Origin of the sequence: Leifsonia sp. T36S-04, from assembly GCF_042465655.1 — a bacterium.
GTDB lineage: Bacteria > Actinomycetota > Actinomycetes > Actinomycetales > Microbacteriaceae > Leifsonia.
Genome location: NZ_CP146286.1, coordinates 2978068 through 2995213, shown reverse-complemented (window position 1 = coordinate 2995213; position 17146 = coordinate 2978068). Strand labels below are relative to the sequence as shown.

The window sequence follows — 17146 nt, the reverse complement described above, 5'->3', positions numbered from 1 at the left end:
CGGCGTGCATTCAGGGCCGCCGAATGCACGCCGCCGACGCCGCAGCCTAAGCTGGTGGAGTGAGTAAGGCCGACCTCAGCAAGCAGCCCGCCCAGGTCGCCGCCATGTTCGACCAGGTGTCGACGCGCTACGACCGGACGAATGCCGTCCTGTCGGTGGGCAATGCGGCGCTGTGGCGCGTGGCGACGACGCGCGCCGTCGATCCCCGAGCCGGGGAGACCATCCTCGACGTCGCGGCCGGGACCGGGACCTCCAGCGCCTCGCTCGCGCGCAACGGCGCTTCGGTCGTCGCCGCCGACTTCTCCGAGGGGATGATCGAGGTCGGCCGTCAGCGTCAGGCCGGCAATCCCTTCGTCCGCTTCGTGCAGGCCGACGCCATGGCGCTTCCGTTCGACGACGACTCGTTCGACGCGGTCACGATCTCCTTCGGACTGCGGAACATCGTCGACCCGAAGAAGGCGCTCGCCGAGTTCTACCGCGTGGTCAAGCCGGGTGGCCGCGTCGTGGTCTGCGAGTTCTCGCAGCCCCCGCTCGCTCCCGTCCGCGCCGGCTACTCGGCGTACCTGAAGTACGGGATGCCCGTGCTCGCCCGGGTCGCCAGCTCGAACCCCGCCGCCTACGAGTACCTGATGGAGTCGATCCAGGCGTGGCCGAACCAGCGCGAGCTGGCCACGTGGATGCGCGAGGCAGGACTCGAGCGGGTCGCGTTCCGCAACCTCACCGCAGGTATCGTGGCGCTTCACCGTGGGTATAAGCCCGAGCGTCCGGTTGCTGCCGAGCCGGTGGCCGAGAAGCCGGCGCCTGCGAAGAAGCCCGCGACCGCGAAGAAGCCGGTGGCCGCGAAGCCGGCGGCCGTGAAGCCCGCTACCGCGAAGCCGGCGGCCGCGAAGAAGCCCGCGACCGCGAAGCCCAAGCCGGCACCGGAATCCGTTGCACCGGCCGGTTCCGAACAGTCTGCGTCCACCGTTTCGCCCGAGGGGGAGTAGTGCCACGAAGTGTCCCCGCGATGCGGCGCGCATCCCTGACCGGCCAACTCGGCTTCACCGAGCGGATCTTCATCCGCGGTGAAGACCGGGATATGGCGAACGCCGTCGACGACGGGCTGGCCCAGGTCGAGGAGGGACTGCACCGCGAGATGCATTTCGCGGACAATCTCGCCGACGTGACCGCCCGTTATCTGCTCGAAGCCGGTGGAAAGCGCGTACGTCCGATGCTCACGCTTCTGGCTGCTCAGCTGGGCGACGGCACCAACGAGAATGTCATCCAGGCCGCCGAGGCGGTCGAGATCACCCACCTCGCCTCGCTCTACCACGACGACGTCATGGACGACTCGCAGATGCGCCGGGGGGTCCCGAGCGCACAGTTCGTCTGGGGCAACTCGGTCGCGGTCCTGACGGGAGACCTGCTGTTCGCCCGCGCCAGCAAGCTCGTGTCCGCGCTCGGCGTCCGGGCCATCGAACTCCAGGCCGACACCTTCGAGCGGCTGTGCCTCGGCCAGCTCCACGAGACCATCGGTCCGCAGGACGGCGAAGACCCGATCGAGCATTACATCCGGGTACTCCAGGACAAGACCGGTTCGCTCATCGCCGTCGCGGCGCAGATGGGCGTCGTCTTCTCGAACGCCCCGAGCGAGTACGAGCAGCCCGTCGTCGTCTTCGGCGAGAAGATCGGCGTCGCCTTCCAGCTGATCGACGACGTCATCGATCTGTCGTCCGAGGGCGTCGCCGAGACGGGCAAGACCCCGGGCAATGATCTGCGCGCCGGTGTCGCAACCCTGCCCGTGCTTCGACTGCGCGAGCGGGCGCCGTCGGACCCCGAAGCCGCAGCCCTTCTCGAACGCCTGGAGCGAGACGTCATCGGCTCGGCCGAAGACGGCGAAGTGACCCCCGCCGCGATCGAAGCGATCGCGGCCCTCCGCGAGCACGACGTGACCCGCCAGACCCTCGACGAGGCCCACCGCTGGGCGCGCGAGGCCGTGGAGGCGCTCGCGCCGCTCCCGGACGGCCCGGTGAAGAAGGCACTCGTCCGGTTCGCGGACACCATCGTCGAGCGCTCCAGCTGAGCCGCACGCAACACCAGAAGGAATCAACGCATGACCAAACTTCGACTGGCCATCGTCGGCGCCGGGCCGGCGGGGATCTACGCCGCCGACATCCTGCTGAAGGCGGAGCGCAACTTCGATGTCTCCATCGACCTCTTCGAACAGCTCCCGGCACCCTACGGTCTCGTCCGCTACGGCGTAGCCCCCGACCACCCGCGCATCAAGGGCATCATCACGGCGCTGCGCGACGTTCTCGACCGCGGTGACATCCGCATCTTCGGCAATGTCGAGTACGGCCGGGACATCACCCTCGACGACCTGAAGCACCACTACAACGCCGTCATCTTCGCGACGGGCGCGGTGCGGGATGCGGACCTCGACATCCCGGGCGTCGAACTCCACGGGTCGTATGGTGCCGCCGACTTCGTCAGCTGGTTCGACGGCCACCCCGATGTCCCGCGCACGTGGCCGCTGGAGGCGAAGTCCGTCGCCGTCATCGGCAACGGCAATGTCGCGCTCGATGTCTCGCGCATGCTCGCCAAGCACGCCGACGATCTCCTTCCGACGGAGATTCCCGACAACGTCTACGAGGGGCTGAAGAGCTCTCCCGTGACCGACGTTCACGTGTTCGGGCGGCGCGGACCGGCGCAGGTGAAGTTCACGCCGCTGGAGCTGCGGGAGCTCGGCGAGCTGCGCGATGTCGACATGATCCTCTACGACGAGGACTTCGACTACGACGAGCAGTCGAAAGCGGCAGTAGCCAGCAACAAGCAGGTCATGGTGATCGACCGCGTGCTCCAGCAGTGGCGCCAGCGCGAGGTGGGGCAGGCGTCCCGTCGGCTGCACCTGCACTTCTACGCGAAGCCGCTCGAGGTCGTCGGCGATGACCACGGCAACGTGCGCGCGCTCCGCTACGAGCGGACCGCTCCCGACGGCGAGGGCGGAGTGCGCGGCACCGGCGAGATCCGCGAACTCGAGATCGACGCGCTCTACCGGGCGGTGGGCTACTTCGGCTCGCCGCTCCCTGGCATCCCCTTCGACCGCAAGCACGGCGTCATCCCGAACCACGAGGGCCAGGTGCTGCGCAAGGGCGACAACGAGCGCATGTACGGCGTCTACGCGACGGGGTGGATCAAGCGGGGTCCGGTCGGACTCATCGGTCACACCAAGTCGGACGCCATGGAGACGATCAAGCATGTGATCAACGATCAGGGCAACTGGTGGTCTCCGGCAGACCCCTCCGAGCAATCTGTGGAGAACCTCCTGCGCGAGCGTGGTGTGGAATTCACGACACTCGACGGCTGGCACAACCTGGACACCCACGAGCAGGCGCTCGGCTCCGAACGCGGTCGCGTGCGCGTCAAGGTCGTGCCGCGCGACGAGATGGTGCGCGTGTCGAACCGCGCGCCCGTCGGCAGTGGCCCAGCGGTGAGCGGACCGGCCGAGTAGCCCCGCCGCGAGTATGGCCACCGCGCGCGAATGGCGAACCGATGTTCTCGGGGCGCCCTTCGAGCAGCTGACCCTTCCGCTGACGTCCGACGGCGAGGGGGAGGTCGTGGCCACCCTCGTGCGCTACTCGCCCCCGCCGCACCTCCACCTCCATCGAGGCGTGGCGGCCGGCAGCGACGTGCTGTACGTGCACGGCTGGTCGGACTACTTCTTCCAGACCGAGCTGGCCCGCTTCTGGCACGATCAGGGCGCGCGCTTCCACGCCCTCGACCTGCGCAAATACGGTCGCAGCCTCCGTCCCGGGCAGACTCCCGGCTTCGTGGACGACCTCGCGACCTACGATGAGGACATCGAAGCCGCGCTGGCGGCGATCGGCCACGGCGCGGAGGAGGGAGAATCCCGCTCGCGCCGGCTTATACTGGTCGGCCACTCGACCGGGGGACTGACGCTGAGCCTGTGGGCCGATCGGCACCCCGGCCGGGCTGACGCACTCGTGCTGAACAGTCCGTGGCTGGAGTTCCAGGCGCACTCCGTCGGCCGCGCGGCGCTCCTCCCGCTCGTCGACCTGCACGCGCGCCTCGATCCGAAAGCCGCCATGCCCAACGTCGATCTCGGCTTCTATACGCGAACGGTCTCGCGCACGCTGGACGGCGAGTGGGACTACGACCTGGCCTGGCGTCCGGTGCGCGGGTTCACCGTGCATCCCGCGTGGTTGACGGCCGTCCTGGCGGGACACGCGCGGGTCGCCGCCGGTCTCGCCATCGACGTACCGGTGCTCACGCTGCTGTCGGCCCGCTCCACACTGCTCCCGTATTGGACGCCCGACATGCTGCGGTCGGACGTCGTGCTCGTCGTGCGGGATATCGCGGAGCGTGCTCTCGGTCTGGCGCCCACGGTCACGGTCTCATGGGTGAAGGATGCGCTCCACGACGTGTTCCTCTCCGCGCCGCCCGTCCGCCGTGCGGCATATGGGGATGTGGAGCGGTGGATGCGCGGCTACCTCAGCGCAGGTTGACGAACTGGACGGCGACGTCGAGGTCGGCATTCTTCAGGAGGGCCATGGTCGCCTGGAGGTCATCGCGGCTCTTGGAGCTCACGCGGAGCTCGTCGCCCTGGATCTGCGACTTGACCGTCTTGGGCGCCTCGTCGCGGATGAGCTTGTTGATCTTCTTGGCGGCGTCCTGCTCGATGCCGTTCTTGAGTCCCACCTCGATGCGGAACTCCTTGCCCGAGGGGTACGGCGCACCCGTGTCGAGCGACTTGAGCGTGATGCCGCGCTTGATGAACTTCGACTCGAGCACCTCGAGCACGGCCTTGACCCGCTCTTCGGTGTTGGCCTTGAGCAGAACCTTCTCGCCGCTCCACTCGACCGATGCGCCGACGTTCTTGAAGTCGTAGCGCTGCTCCACTTCCTTGCGGGCCTGGTTGACGGCGTTGTCCGCCTCCATCTTGTCGACCTTGCTGACGACGTCGAACGAGGAGTCTGCCATGGTGTCCGTCCTTCCGTGGTTGAGCTGCTCCCAGTCTACGAGTGACCGAGTCGCCTTGCCTTGCCCTGAGGGATGCGACAGGCTGAGGTAAGCCTTACTCAGTCAGGAGTCCCGATTGGCCGACCTCATCCCCTTCTCTCAGGCTCTTCGCGAGCGCACCCGCGGGGTGCACCAGGAGAGCGAGGGCGCCGTCTTCATGCAAGACCTGATGAGCGGCAAGGGATCCCGCGGCGACTACATCTCGTTGTTGTCGCAGCACTACTTCATTTACGAAGCTCTGGAGGAGGCGGCGCTGCGGATGGCGTCGGATCCGGTCGCGAACCTGTTCATCAGCCCGGCTCTGACCCGGCTGCCCGCGATCGAGTCGGACCTGGCGTTCCTCCTGGGCGAAGAATGGTCCGACCGCATCGCTCCACTCCCGTCGACACTGCGCTACACCGCGCGCATCCGGGAGGTCGGCCGGAGCTGGCCCGGCGGGTTCATCGCACACCACTACACCCGGTACCTCGGTGATCTGTCGGGCGGTCAGATCATCCGCACCCTGTTGCAGCGGCAGTACGGCTTCGAGACCAACGGTGTCGGCTTCTACGTCTTCGCCGACATCGCCAAGCCGAAGCTCTTCAAAGACACGTACCGCTCGCAACTGGATGCTGTCGAGTGGACCGCGGACGAGCGTGACCGCGTGATCGACGAAGTCGGGCTCGCGTTCCGCTTCAACACCGAGTTGTTCGACGACCTGGCACTGGCGAAGACCGCGGCCTGAGCGGGGTCGGCCGGCCGATCAGGCCGTCTGGCCGATCAGGCCGTCTGGGCCAGCTCGGCGTAGTACGTGACGTGGCAGCCGTCGCCGCTGCACTCGACGCAGACAGTGATTTCCTCACTGTGCTGCCGGGGGTCGGCCCCCGTGCCGTCGCACCGTTCGCAAATCTCCAACGTTCTCATGCCCACGATTGTGCGCCCGACCACCGACATCCGTGGCAGCCGCGCCGGGGTGTCGCGATCGCACGGAATCCTCACGGCATTCTGCCCACAGCAGAACGGGTCGATCACGCAGCAGCGGATCCGGGCCATCCGACATAGGCTGGCGCCATGCTTCTGCGGCACGCCATCGGCTCCGTGCTCCGCCGGATCAGGACGGAGCGCGGCACGACGCTGCGCGAGCTCTCCGAGCACTCGCAGGTGTCCGTCCCGTACCTCTCCGAGATCGAGCGCGGGCGCAAGGAGGCGTCGTCCGAGATCCTCGCCGCGCTGTGCCGCGTGCTCGATGTCAGCGAGGGCGACCTGCTGACGAGCGCGGCCGCGGAGTTCAGCGGAGCGCAGGTGCTCAGCCTCGTACCGGAGAGCCGCGCCGCGCGGGAGGTGCTGACGGCCGCCGAGCTGGCGCCCGCGGTGGCCGCGGCCGGCACGCAGAAGCCGGGTGTGGTGGCCCTCGCCGCCTGACCCATCGCCGTCCGGACCGCTGGCCGGTGGCTGATTTCGCGTGCGGGCGCGCGACAGCTATTCTTGTCTGGCGCCTTCGATCACGAGACTACTGGTGGTTGGAGCGCCCCGGCGAGTTACCCAAGCGGCCAAAGGGATCTGACTGTAAATCAGACTGCTCAGCATTCGGGGGTTCGAATCCCTCACTCGCCACCGCACGCGAACGAGCCCGGCCCCTTCGGCCGGGCTCGTTTTCGTTGCCCCGCCGCCGGGCGGTCGCGCGATGAGTGCGGCGGTTCGGAACGAGTGCGGTCCGGCGCGCAGCAGCAGACGTGACGAGAGACCGCAGTCGCCCCGCGGGCGGCGGCATCTGAGAGGCTTGGGCCATGACCTCCAACGTCGAACTGCGCGAGATCGCCGCCACCATCGCCCGGCGAGCCGCCGCCTTCGCTCTGCAGCGGAGGCAGGACGGTGTCGAGATCGCCGCATCCAAGTCGTCGCTGAGCGACATCGTCACTCGGGCCGATCGTGAGACCGAGCAGCTGATCCGGGATGCCCTCGCGGCGGCCCGGCCGCGGGACGGATTCCTGGGGGAGGAGTCGGGCGGCGGCGCCAGCGAGAGCGGGCTGACGTGGGTCGTCGACCCGATCGACGGAACGGTCAACTACTTCTACGGCATCCCGGCGTGGGCGGTCAGCATCGCCGTCGTCGAGGGGGACCCGGACCCGTCCACCTGGCGCGTGCTGGCCGGAGCGGTGGTGAATCCGGTGCTGAAGGAGACGTTCACGGCGTCCGCGGGCGGCGGCGCGCAGCTGAACGGCGTGCCGCTTCGGGTCAACGAGGGAGTCGACCTGGACCTCGCGCTCGTCGGCACCGGTTTCGGCTACGACGCGGAGGTGCGGCGACGGCAGGCCCGCTTCGTCGACGAGCTGATCGGGGACGTCCGCGATATCCGCCGGATCGGGGCAGCATCTCTCGACCTCTGCTCGGTCGCCGCCGGACGGCTGGACGCCTACTTCGAGCGTGGGCTGAATCCGTGGGACCACGCAGCGGGCGCGCTCATCGCCGCAGAGGCCGGCGCGCGCGTCGCCGGGGTCGGGGGAGGGCCGGCCGACCGCAGGCTGCTGGTGGCCGCCGCACCCGGACTGTTCGAGCGGCTGCACCCGCGCGCGGACCGCTTCTACGCCGACTGGGAGTGAGACGGCCGCGTGGAGCGGTGTACTCCCTCTCCGGCGGTCAGGCCAGCCAGACCGTGGTGTCTTGCGGAAGCAGGCCGTCTTCGAGGTCGCCGCTCGCGAGCACGACCTCGCCCGCGCCGTCCGGGAGGGTCAGCGGCTCGGTCCCGAAGTTGACCACGACGGTCACGTCGCCGGTACGGAAGGCGAGGGAGTCGCCGCCCAGCTCGATCCACTCGGGAGCGCCGAACGCGAGATCGTGTTCGCGGCGCAACTCCAGGGTCCGCTCGTACATCGACAGCGTCGAACCGGCGACGCCCTCCTGCGACGTTCGCGTGTACTCCGCCCAGACGGCGGGCTGAGGCAGCCAGCTCGCGGGGCCCGGGCCGAAGCCGTAGGACGCTGCGTCCCCGTCCCACGGGATGGGCACCCGGCAGCCGTCGCGGCCGTAGCGTTCGCCGTTGGTGCGGAACCACGTGGGATCCTGCCGAGCCTCGTCCGGCAGGTCGATGGCCTCCGGAAGGCCGAGCTCCTCGCCCTGGTACAGGTAGGCGGAGCCGGGGAGCGCGAGCATGAGCGCCGTCGCGGCGCGGGCCCGGCGCAGGGCGAACGCGGGGTCGGGCAGACCCGTCGTCGTGGGGCCGATCCCGTGGCCCTGCAGGTTCTCGCCCTGGAGCGCGAGACGGGTCGCGTGGCGGACGACATCGTGGTTCGACAGCACCCACGTGCTGGGGGCGCCGACGCTGCTGAAGGCGGCGATGGAGCGGTCGATCACGGCGCGGAGGGCGTCCGCATCCCACGGCGTCTCCAGGTACGCGAAGTTGAACGTCTGCTGCATCTCGTCGGGGCGCACCCAGCGGGCCAGCTTCTCCAGCGGTTCCACCCAGGCTTCGCCGCACAGGACGCGGTCGCCCTCGTACTCCTCCAGGACTGTGTGCCAGTCGCGGTAGATGTCGTGGACGCCGTCCTGCGCGAAGTACGGCGGCGTCGGCGGGTCGAACTCGGCGTGCGCGGCGATCTCGGGCTCCAGAGCGATTCCGCCCATGCTGCCCATGCCGGCTGGCGGCGTGTAATCGGGCAGGCCGGCCTCCTTGATCATGCCGTGCGCCACATCCACCCGGAAACCGTCGACACCGCGGTCGAGCCAGAAGCGCAGGATGCCGCGGAACTGCTCCCGCACCCAGGGGTTCTCCCAGTCGAAGTCGGGCTGCGACTTGTCGAAGAGATGGAGGTACCACTGACCGGGGGTGCCGTCGGGTTCGGTGACGCGGGTCCAGGCGTGGCCGCCGAAGATCGACTCCCAGTTGTTCGGCGGAAGCTCGCCGTGCTCGCCTGTGCCGTCGCGGAAGATGTAGCGGGCGCGCTCCGGGCTGCCGGGGCCGGCGGCCAGCGCCTCCTGGAACCAGACGTGGTCGCTGGACGAGTGGTTCGGGACCACGTCGATGATGACGCGCAGTCCGAGCGCGTGCGCCTCGGCGAGCATGGTGTCGAAGTCGGCGAGCGTGCCGAAGAGCGGATCGACGTCGCGGTAGTCCGAGACGTCGTAGCCTCCGTCGCGCTGCGGCGACCGCTGGAACGGTGAGAGCCACACAGCGTCGACGCCGAGGTCGCGGAGTGCGCCCAGCCGGCTGGTGATGCCGGGGAGGTCGCCCATCCCGTCGCCGTCCGAGTCGGCGAAGGAGCGCGGGTACACCTGGTAGATGACGGCGGAACGCCACCACTCGCGGCCGGGGGCCGATGGGGTGAGGGCGGAACCGGGGTTCGGGGCTGCTGCGGAGATGGTGGTCACCTCGTGTTTCGTGTGGATGCGGTGGTGGTCAGGGGTGGACGGCGGTACTGGAGCGGACGATCAGGTCGGCTGGAGCGGTGTGGCTGATCGGATCGACGACCGCACCGCCGCCCGTACTTCGGCCGGTGCCGAGCGTGCCGAGGAGCAGTTCGGCGGCACGCTCGCCCTGGCGGACGGGATGCTGAGCCACCGTGCTCAGCCCGAAGAACTCGGCCAGGGGGTAGTCGTCGATTCCGATCACCGAGACGTCGCGCGGAACGCTGAGCCCCAGGTCGCGGGCGGCCAGGATGGCGCCGATCGCCATCTCGTCGGATGCGGCGAAGATCGCGGTCGGCCGCTCGTGGGGCGTGCCGAGGAGCTGCTTCGCCGCCTCGTAGCCTCCGGGCAGCGTGAAGTCGGACGCCCGGTGCAGCCGCTCGTCGACGGGGAGGCCCGCTTCGGTGAGCGCCTGCTCGTAGCCGAGGCGCCGGTTGGTCGGGATGTGGAAGTCGAGGTCGAACTCGTGCGAGCCGCCGATGTGCGCGATGCGGCGGTGCCCGAGCGAGACCAGGTGGTCGGTTGCGAGGCGGGCGACCGCCACGTCGTCGATGGTCAGCGTGCTGACGCCGGGGAGCGGGCCGCCGACGCCGACGAGGGGCTTGCCGAGCGCGAGCAGGCGGCTGACCTCTTGCCCGGTGAGCTCCAGGGACACGGTGAAGGCCGCATCCACCCGGTTGCGCAGCAGATGGTGCTCGAACACCCGCCGCCGCTCCTCGCCGTCACCGCTCAGGTTGTAGAGGGTGAGGTCGTAGCCATTGCGGAGGAGGACGCGCTCGGCGCCCTCGATCACGGACGTGAAGAACCAGCGGTTGAGGTGCGGGACGACCGCGCCGATGTTCCGAGTGCGGCCGGATGCGAGGCTCGAGGCGTCGGAGGACACCACGTACCCGAGATCGGAGGCCGCCTGCACGACGCGGGCGCGGGTGTTCACCGAGACGGGGCCGTTGCCGCTCAGGGCGCGGGACACCGTAGCCGTCGAGACGCCGGCGCGGCGGGCGACGTCGTCGATACCGGGCATCCCACCTCCTGAAGTCACGATCGGTGGAAGCGCTTGCCCCCACCGGCGCGGCGATGTGACCGCGCACACGTGGAGTATAGCGAGTGGGGTGGAAGCGTTTGCACTCGGTTACGCCGCCGCAGACCCTCAGTGCCAGTGGCTGGGGCGCTCCAGGGTCGGGGGAAGCATCGTCCGGGCGTCCCCTGTCGCTGCGTTCACCTGCGGCTGGGTGACGTAGATCGCCTCGCGGAGGTCGGCGCCGTCGAGCCGGGCGTCGCGGAGGTCGGCACCGATGAGCTCGGCGCGGGAGAGGTCCGTCCCCCGCAGGTCGGCGGCGATCAGGAGGGCTCCGCGGAGCTCGGCGCCGCGCAGGTCCGCTCCCCGGAGGTCGGCGCCCAGGAGATCGGCGTCGGCGCGGATCCGGGACCGCGGAACGCGCGTCGGCCCGCTGCCGACCGGGCCGGCCTCGCGGGTGAGGCGGGCCGCGTCGCGAAGCAGCCGGGCGGCGGGAGCCCTCACCTCCTCGAAGTCGGTGGCGAGGATGGTCGCGGCCGGCGCGTCCGCGAGGGCACGGGCGGTCGCCCGGATGCGGCGCAGCGCGGGGTGCAGGGAGGCCGCCGCGGAGAGCGCGAGCGCGTCCGTCACGTACCAGAGGAGTTCGTGGACCTGGCGCATCAGCGGGAAGACGGCGAACATCGACGCACGTGTCTCGGCGTCGTCGCGCCAGCTCGTGCCTCCGAAGGTGTTCTGCGTCACCTGCTGGCCCGCGCCGAAGCAGTCGAAGACGGTGCAGCCCTTGAATCCGCGGTCGCGGAGCTCGGGATGGATGACGCACCTGTTGTCGTCAGCCAGGTTGACGCACGGGTCGCCGGCCGGCTTGTCGTAGGCGAAATCGGCGGACCGGGCGAAGGCGAGCGCGACGCAGCAGAGGCCGACGCAGTTCGAGCAATCGGCTCTCAGCGAGGGTCGGGTGTCGTCGGCGGTACGCACCCGTCCACAGTACGTGCCCCGCACATCCTTTCCACAACCTCAGGAGGACCCGGAATAGCGCCAGGTGACCGGCGTTAGCGTGGAGGAGAAGGACAAACGAAGGAGACACGCATGACTGCACCCCGCCGCACCATCGGCTCGTCCGACCTCGAGGTCTACCCGCTCTCGCTCGGGGGCAACGTCTTCGGCTGGACGGCCGACCGCCAGACGTCATTCGACGTGCTCGACGGCTACACCGCGGCGGGGGGCAACTTCGTCGACACGGCCGACGGCTACTCGGCGTGGGTTCCGGGAAACACCGGAGGCGACTCGGAGCGGATCCTCGGGGAGTGGTTCGACGCACGCGGCAACCGCGACCAGGTGGTCCTGGCGACCAAGGTGAGTCAGCATCCCGACTTCAAGGGCCTCGCCGCCGACAACATCCGCCGCGCCGCCGATGCCTCTCTCGAGCGGCTGCAGTCCGAGTACATCGACCTCTACTACGCGCACTTCGACGACGAGACCGTGCCACTGGAGGAGACCGTCGGCGCGCTGTCCGAACTGGTCGACGCGGGCAAGGTGCGCTACATCGGCATCTCCAACTACTCGCCCGAGCGCATCGAGGAGTGGTTCCGAATCACCGAGCGGGAGGGACTCCACCGCGCCGTCGCGTTGCAGCCGCACTACAACCTGGTCGAGCGGGCGTACGAGACCACGTACCGGCCGATCGTCGAGCGGGAAGGCCTCGGCGTGATGCCGTACTTCGCCCTCGCGGCGGGCTTCCTCACGGGCAAGTACCGCGACGGAGTGACCGTCGACAGCGCTCGCGCGGGCGGTGCGGCGAAGTACCTCGAGGGGCCGGGCCGTGCGGTTCTTGCGGCCCTCGATGAGGTCGCCGCTGCGCACGGCGCGTCGGTCGCATCCGTGGCCCTGGCGTGGCTGGCCGCGCAGCCGACCATCACCGCGCCGATCGCGAGTGCGCGCACGACCGAGCAGCTGCCCGACCTGCTCGCATCGGTCTCCCTGGAGCTGACGGCCGGCGACCTCGAGGCCCTCGACGTCGCGTCCGCTGCCGCCAAGGCCGCCTGAGCCGCCCGGTTCCGGCTCTGTGCCGCGTCGGCCTCCGTGGTACGGAGGGGGCCGCCGTCGATGGTATCCTCGTACGGTTGCCGAAAACGGCCGGCCTCGGCTGGCGGCGGCTCCGCCCCCTTAGCTCATTGGTAGAGCACTTCCTTGGTAAGGAAGAGGTAGTGGGTCCGATTCCCACAGGGGGCTCCGTCTCCCCGTCTCGCCACGGGGAGATGACTTGGCGGGGTAGCTCAGGTGGTTAGAGCACACGGCTCATAATCGTGGTGTCGCGGGTTCGAGTCCCGCTCCCGCTACAAGCCTTATAAACACTGGGAACGGCGGCTGTCGAACAGTCGCCGTTTTCTCGTTCCTGGGGCGATTTGCCCACATTTTGCCCACACTTGAAATCGTTCTGCCCTGATACCTGAAGGCACAGGACCTGGGATTGTGGCCTTTGCGGTCAGCGCGGAAGTAATTCGGACGTCCGAACCCGACCCTGACCCATATGATTCAGAAATCGCTTTGGATCGGGAGAGCAATGGGGCAAGCGTCGCCAGCAGATGTTGCACAGCTGTTCAAGCGCGGCGGTGCGGTAGGTGTGGACGCCGCGCTCAGCGGTCAAGCTAGGCGTACGGTAGCTCATGTTGTTGGGGTGATCGAGAGTCTGGGACTGGTCCTTGACGAACAGATTGATGCTTGGCGTCGGGTCTCGGATCTCGACTCGATTAGGCTATGGCTGGCACTCGACTCCGAGCCGTCAAGCCTCGTCCGCAGTTTCACTTCACTCGATAGCTCGAAGCTTCCCCTGCTTGCTGCATTGACCATCGAAGCCCGGATGGCAACTGCCGGCGCGGAGGTCGGATCTTACCTACGCTCGAGCGGCTCCAGTTTTGCGGCCGCCATCGTGGATGCGCGCTGGACAGTTGCCCACGCGCTGCGTAGGCAGGTCTATTCGGTCCGGTTCAGCGAGCCCGTCATTCTCGCGAGGGCGGCAGATCTCGCGGCTACCGCCTTCGAGTCGCTGGTCCCCTTCGCTGATGAGTCCAACTCGGAGCGCACTCTCGCTCGGATCCAAAGGCAAGTCGGAAGACTGGTTGTGACCGCCGCGCGATTCTCCACGGGCGACGTCAGCAAGCTCGAGACGGCGCTTGGGTATCTTGTGAGCGCATCGACGGATCCGGATGACATCTCCACGGCAGTCCATCGAATCGAAGCGTCACTTGAGCTGTACCACGCTACTGGCGACAAGAGCTTTCTCACTGATGCCGCCCAATTCATCGGTTCGCGTCGAGTGCCCCGAGATGATTGGCCGGCATGGCACTTGATCGTTGCCGAAATTTGGCTTAATTTGGCGGACCACGCGACCACCACTGGAAGGTCGAGGTTTCTCGAGAAAGCAGATGAGTCCTTCGCAGCAGTTGATGCTCAAGGACAGATCGAACTTCGTCACGAGATCCGCTGCGCGATGTTCAAGGCACTACGTACTTTCGTAGGCCAAAGAGCATCCAAGCTGGAACTGCTACGTGGCGTGCGCCTTCCGTTCGCGCTGCGTACGCCGCGCGACCTCCCCGAAATTGTGTACGAGGCCACTCCTGAGCTCATTCGAGCGCTTCGGTTTGACGCAGAACGGGGTCAATATCAGTACCGCGAGTTTCTAGCGGAACTAGAGTCGCGAGTCGCGCGGAATCGAACCGGCGAGGAAGCCGCAGCGTTGCTGCAGGACGCGATTCGGCTCAGGGGGCCGATCGGGACCAAAAAGGCTTTGGACGGTGCCCGAGATCAGCTGGCGCAGGCACAGGATCTACTCTTGCTGGCACAACTGAAGAGCGATCCCGCGTATCGTTCTCGGGGTCTGGATATTCTCCTGAGAAGGCAGTATCTCGACTCCACTTCAAGCGAGCCAATAGTCATAATCGCGAACGAGATCGAGGCGCATGGACCGAGTTCAATTACAAGCCCAACGTCACCATCCGATCTCATGGACGCAATACATGTCGGAGATCACACTGCATTATTCGCTATGGCTGCGGCGCGAGCTCTCAACAACCCAGCCCTCAGGGTCAGCGGGCTAGGTGGGCGGGGTGGCGGTGGTGAGACGTACACGGTCGACGATTTCTCGGGCATCACCGGTCAGACATTTGTCTTCAAGCGGACGAGTCAGGAGGCGCTGTCACGCGACGAGGCACGAGCGCGCTTCCTTGCAGCGCAACTGGAGAATCACCACGAAACACCGCGCTTCGGAGTGATCGAACACATCGGAAAGCTGTCGGTGAGCCAGCCACAGGGTGGCGCATCGCTTGTGAGTGTTCGTCGATATGTCCGCGGGCGAACACTTCGCTCCGCTCTCGTCGACGTAGGAACGGATCGTCTGGCCCTGCTCCGACGCTCTGCTCGGTTTTTGGGGCTGATCCATGGTTGGGAAGCCCGCGCGGTCCAGGTTCCGGGACTATCCCGGAACCAGATCAAGGAAAAGGAACTGGGTCGATGGCTTAAGAAGCTGGCTGGCGAGGAGAAGCTATCGCTCTTCAACTCCTGGTGGGAGCTCGTAAGTCCTGTCGACTGCGTGCCGAGGCGTGATGCGCATTCCTTGAACTGGCTCGTTAACGATGACCAACGGGTGCTCGCGGTCGACTTGGAAGCGACGGGCGCAAGGCCGCTTACGTACGAGCTCGCGCAACTCGTTGACGATCACCCAGCGCTTCCGCCAGCGGACTGGTCAAGCCGCGAACTGCTGCTCCGCGAGTACTTGGGAGCGGCTGAGATCGAGACTCAAACGTCACACGTGGTCGCGTACCAGGCCAGTTCGGCTGCGCGAGCCGTAGGCCTGTTGACCGATGAGAAGTCGACCGAGCAGCAGCGCAACCACGCCTACGAGTTGCTGTTGTCCTTGTCAACGCAAAGTGCGAACGATGATTTGCGTCGGTGGTGCAGAAGGGTCCTCGACGCCTGGGCTGTCAAGACCGGGCTCGCCGACCCCACCAGGTATACGTCGATCCAGCCCGACGATCGAGTCCGGATCAGCAAAGCCATGTCCTACCATTTGCGCCACGACCCGGTCGCCCAGACGACTCGCGGGGGGTGGATGTTTGTCGAGGACCTTGCTGAAGTGCTTCAGGCGAACGGGCACAACGTGACTCCCGAACAGTTGCTCGTTGTCGCGGGCGCACTAGGTGAACCCCGTTTCCAACTCGATGGACGCGAGATCCGAGCTGCATATGGGCATTCTCTGAGCCGACGAGCCGACTATGAAGCTTCCACGCCACCTGGATGGCTCTACCATGCGACTCCCACGTCGAGTATGCAGTCGATCTTTGAAGCCCGTGCAGGCTTGCGGCCAATGGGACGACAGATGGTGCATCTCTCCACTGATCCCATTCGAGCGTTGCAGACTGCTCAGAGGCACTCGCCAGCGGCTCACTTGCTTCGAGTTCGTGGCAAGAGCTTGCCGGAACTAGTTAAGGCTGCCGAAGACACCTGGCTGATTCCGTTTGTTCCCGCTGGCGAACTTGAGGTCACAACAATCATTGACTTGGCGCGCTTCGAACTCGAGGCGCGCGCTCCTATCGCTAGGACCGGCTAACCTCGGAGTGAAATGCCATCTCCCGCCCATATTGCTCCCGCGGTTCGGGCGGCTGCACTATTGAGTCGAGCTGCTACAGCGTCGAGATCGTCATCGAACAGGTCGCTGTATGTGTCGAGGGTCATCGCCGCCGACGCGTGCCCGAGCATGCGCTGAACCGCCTTCACGTTGGCGCCGGCGCTGACCGCCAGAGACGCCGCGGTATGCCGCAGGTCGTGGATGGTCATCGCCGGCAGGTCGGCTTCCGCCAGTGCGCGATCCCACCACGAGTTCGTGACCATCGTCGGCGTCTTCTGGTACCCGCCGCGCCCGTCGTCGAAGACGATCCCATCCCGGCCTTTGCCCGCGCATGCCTCGACCAGTGGTTGGGAGAGGAATTGGGGGTAGGGGACGCTTCGGCGCTCGTGCGTCTTGGGAGTGCCGACCACGATCGCCCCATTGACGTAGACGGCATTCTCGACCACGGACAACCGACGCCGCTTAGTGTCGACATCGCGGACCCTCAGCGCGGTCGCTTCGCCCCAGCGAAGCCCCGTGTAGGCGAGTGTTGCGACGATCAGCGCATGCGGACCGCAGGCGGCCAGTAGCGCCGCGACCTGTTCGTTACTGAGGTAGACATGTTCGCGAGAGCTTCGCCGGGGGAGCTTGACCCCGCGGGCCGGATTCGACGGGATCAGGTGGTCGCGAACGGCCGTGTCTAGTACGCCGGCGAGGATGTCGTGACATCGGCGCACCATGGTCGGCGACTTCGGCTTCTGTGTATCGGTGCCGTCGCTGAGTTGGGTGATCCAGGATTGCACTTCACTGTGGCGGATGGTGCCGATCATCGTCGTTCCCCACCGCGGCTCCACATGAAGGCGCCATGCGGACTCATAGACGTACGCGGAGGACGGTTTGAGATGTGAGCGCGACGCCAGCCAGACGCGCCCGAGCCGATCCACCGTGGCCCGAGCGGCGGTTGGATCGATGTACTCTCCCGTGGCCTTCTTGGTCTCCACGGAGGCGAGAAACAGCTCGGCTTCTCGCTTCGTTCGAAAGCCCCGTTTGTCCGTCTGGGAGTGGTCGGGCTTGCGGTAGCGGACGCGGTAGCGCTTCCCCGCGGCCGACTCGTAGGCCGTTATGCTCCCCAT

At 67.3% G+C, this 17146-nt stretch carries 15 protein-coding genes and 3 tRNA genes; 12 read left to right on the top strand and 6 right to left on the bottom strand.

Features of this window, described 5'->3' with window-relative positions; translation table 11 throughout:
• Window positions 1–59 precede the first annotated feature (59 nt).
• From P3F85_RS14540 to P3F85_RS14525, 4 genes are read left to right on the top strand one after another with little or no spacing between them, the layout of a single operon-like run.
• Entirely contained in the window at window positions 60–986 is a 927-nt protein-coding gene (locus P3F85_RS14540; protein WP_374008559.1) for a demethylmenaquinone methyltransferase, read from the top strand.
• Between the two features lie 20 nt (window positions 987–1006).
• Entirely contained in the window at window positions 1007–2062 is a 1056-nt protein-coding gene (locus tag P3F85_RS14535) for a polyprenyl synthetase family protein (protein ID WP_374008558.1), read from the top strand.
• A gap of 30 nt (window positions 2063–2092) precedes the next feature.
• Complete coding sequence (locus P3F85_RS14530; RefSeq protein WP_374008557.1) at window positions 2093–3490, top strand: FAD-dependent oxidoreductase; 1398 nt, start codon at window positions 2093–2095, stop codon at window positions 3488–3490.
• A 13-nt stretch (window positions 3491–3503) separates the two neighbouring features.
• Window positions 3504–4505: an alpha/beta hydrolase gene (locus tag P3F85_RS14525; protein ID WP_374008556.1), complete on the top strand. Its 1002-nt coding sequence runs from the start codon at window positions 3504–3506 to the stop codon at window positions 4503–4505.
• On the opposite strand, the gene P3F85_RS14520 is transcribed toward P3F85_RS14525, so the two are convergent.
• On the bottom strand, window positions 4492–4980 hold the full coding sequence (locus P3F85_RS14520; RefSeq protein WP_374008555.1) for a YajQ family cyclic di-GMP-binding protein: 489 nt from the start codon (window positions 4978–4980) through the stop codon (window positions 4492–4494). The genes P3F85_RS14525 and P3F85_RS14520 overlap by 14 nt on opposite strands.
• A gap of 115 nt (window positions 4981–5095) precedes the next feature.
• Between P3F85_RS14520 and P3F85_RS14515 the strand changes: the two genes are divergently transcribed.
• Entirely contained in the window at window positions 5096–5743 is a 648-nt protein-coding gene (locus P3F85_RS14515; protein ID WP_374008554.1) for a heme oxygenase (biliverdin-producing), read from the top strand.
• A gap of 35 nt (window positions 5744–5778) precedes the next feature.
• On the opposite strand, the gene P3F85_RS14510 is transcribed toward P3F85_RS14515, so the two are convergent.
• Window positions 5779–6051 carry a hypothetical protein gene (locus P3F85_RS14510; RefSeq protein WP_374008553.1) on the bottom strand — a complete coding sequence of 91 codons (273 nt, stop codon included), beginning with the start codon at window positions 6049–6051 and terminating at the stop codon, window positions 5779–5781.
• 18 nt (window positions 6052–6069) lie between these two features.
• On the opposite strand from P3F85_RS14510, the gene P3F85_RS14505 reads away from it, so the two are divergent.
• The 3 genes from P3F85_RS14505 (at window position 6070) to P3F85_RS14495 (ending at window position 7598) form a co-directional block, all read left to right on the top strand.
• The gene (locus tag P3F85_RS14505) at window positions 6070–6420 is read left to right on the top strand and encodes a helix-turn-helix domain-containing protein (protein WP_374008552.1); all 351 of its coding nucleotides are present in this window, start codon (window positions 6070–6072) and stop codon (window positions 6418–6420) included.
• Window positions 6421–6530: 110 nt separating this feature from the next.
• Window positions 6531–6612, top strand: a tRNA-Tyr gene (locus P3F85_RS14500).
• A 173-nt stretch (window positions 6613–6785) separates the two neighbouring features.
• Window positions 6786–7598 carry an inositol monophosphatase family protein gene (locus tag P3F85_RS14495; RefSeq protein ID WP_374008551.1) on the top strand — a complete coding sequence of 271 codons (813 nt, stop codon included), beginning with the start codon at window positions 6786–6788 and terminating at the stop codon, window positions 7596–7598.
• Window positions 7599–7635: 37 nt separating this feature from the next.
• Here P3F85_RS14495 and P3F85_RS14490 read toward each other — a convergent pair whose 3' ends face one another.
• The 3 genes from P3F85_RS14490 to P3F85_RS14480 form a co-directional block, all read right to left on the bottom strand.
• A complete protein-coding gene (locus tag P3F85_RS14490; protein ID WP_374008550.1) occupies window positions 7636–9363 on the bottom strand; it encodes a glycoside hydrolase family 13 protein in 1728 nt (575 codons plus the stop codon).
• 28 nt (window positions 9364–9391) lie between these two features.
• Window positions 9392–10420, bottom strand: a complete 1029-nt coding sequence (locus P3F85_RS14485) for a LacI family DNA-binding transcriptional regulator (RefSeq protein WP_374008549.1) — start codon at window positions 10418–10420, stop codon at window positions 9392–9394.
• A 126-nt stretch (window positions 10421–10546) separates the two neighbouring features.
• Complete coding sequence (locus P3F85_RS14480) at window positions 10547–11389, bottom strand: pentapeptide repeat-containing protein (RefSeq protein WP_374008548.1); 843 nt, start codon at window positions 11387–11389, stop codon at window positions 10547–10549.
• Between the two features lie 111 nt (window positions 11390–11500).
• Here P3F85_RS14480 and P3F85_RS14475 point away from each other — a divergent pair, with 111 nt between their 5' ends.
• From P3F85_RS14475 to P3F85_RS14460, 4 genes are all read left to right on the top strand, one after another.
• The gene (locus P3F85_RS14475) at window positions 11501–12457 is read left to right on the top strand and encodes an aldo/keto reductase (protein ID WP_374008547.1); all 957 of its coding nucleotides are present in this window, start codon (window positions 11501–11503) and stop codon (window positions 12455–12457) included.
• A 114-nt stretch (window positions 12458–12571) separates the two neighbouring features.
• Window positions 12572–12643: transfer RNA gene (locus P3F85_RS14470), tRNA-Thr, on the top strand.
• A gap of 33 nt (window positions 12644–12676) precedes the next feature.
• Window positions 12677–12750, top strand: a tRNA-Met gene (locus P3F85_RS14465).
• Between the two features lie 338 nt (window positions 12751–13088).
• Window positions 13089–16016, top strand: a complete 2928-nt coding sequence (locus P3F85_RS14460; RefSeq protein WP_374008546.1) for an RNA 2'-phosphotransferase — start codon at window positions 13089–13091, stop codon at window positions 16014–16016.
• Here P3F85_RS14460 and P3F85_RS14455 read toward each other — a convergent pair.
• Window positions 16013–17146: a tyrosine-type recombinase/integrase gene (locus P3F85_RS14455; protein WP_374008545.1), complete on the bottom strand. Its 1134-nt coding sequence runs from the start codon at window positions 17144–17146 to the stop codon at window positions 16013–16015. The two genes, P3F85_RS14460 and P3F85_RS14455, sit on opposite strands and share 4 nt — an antisense overlap.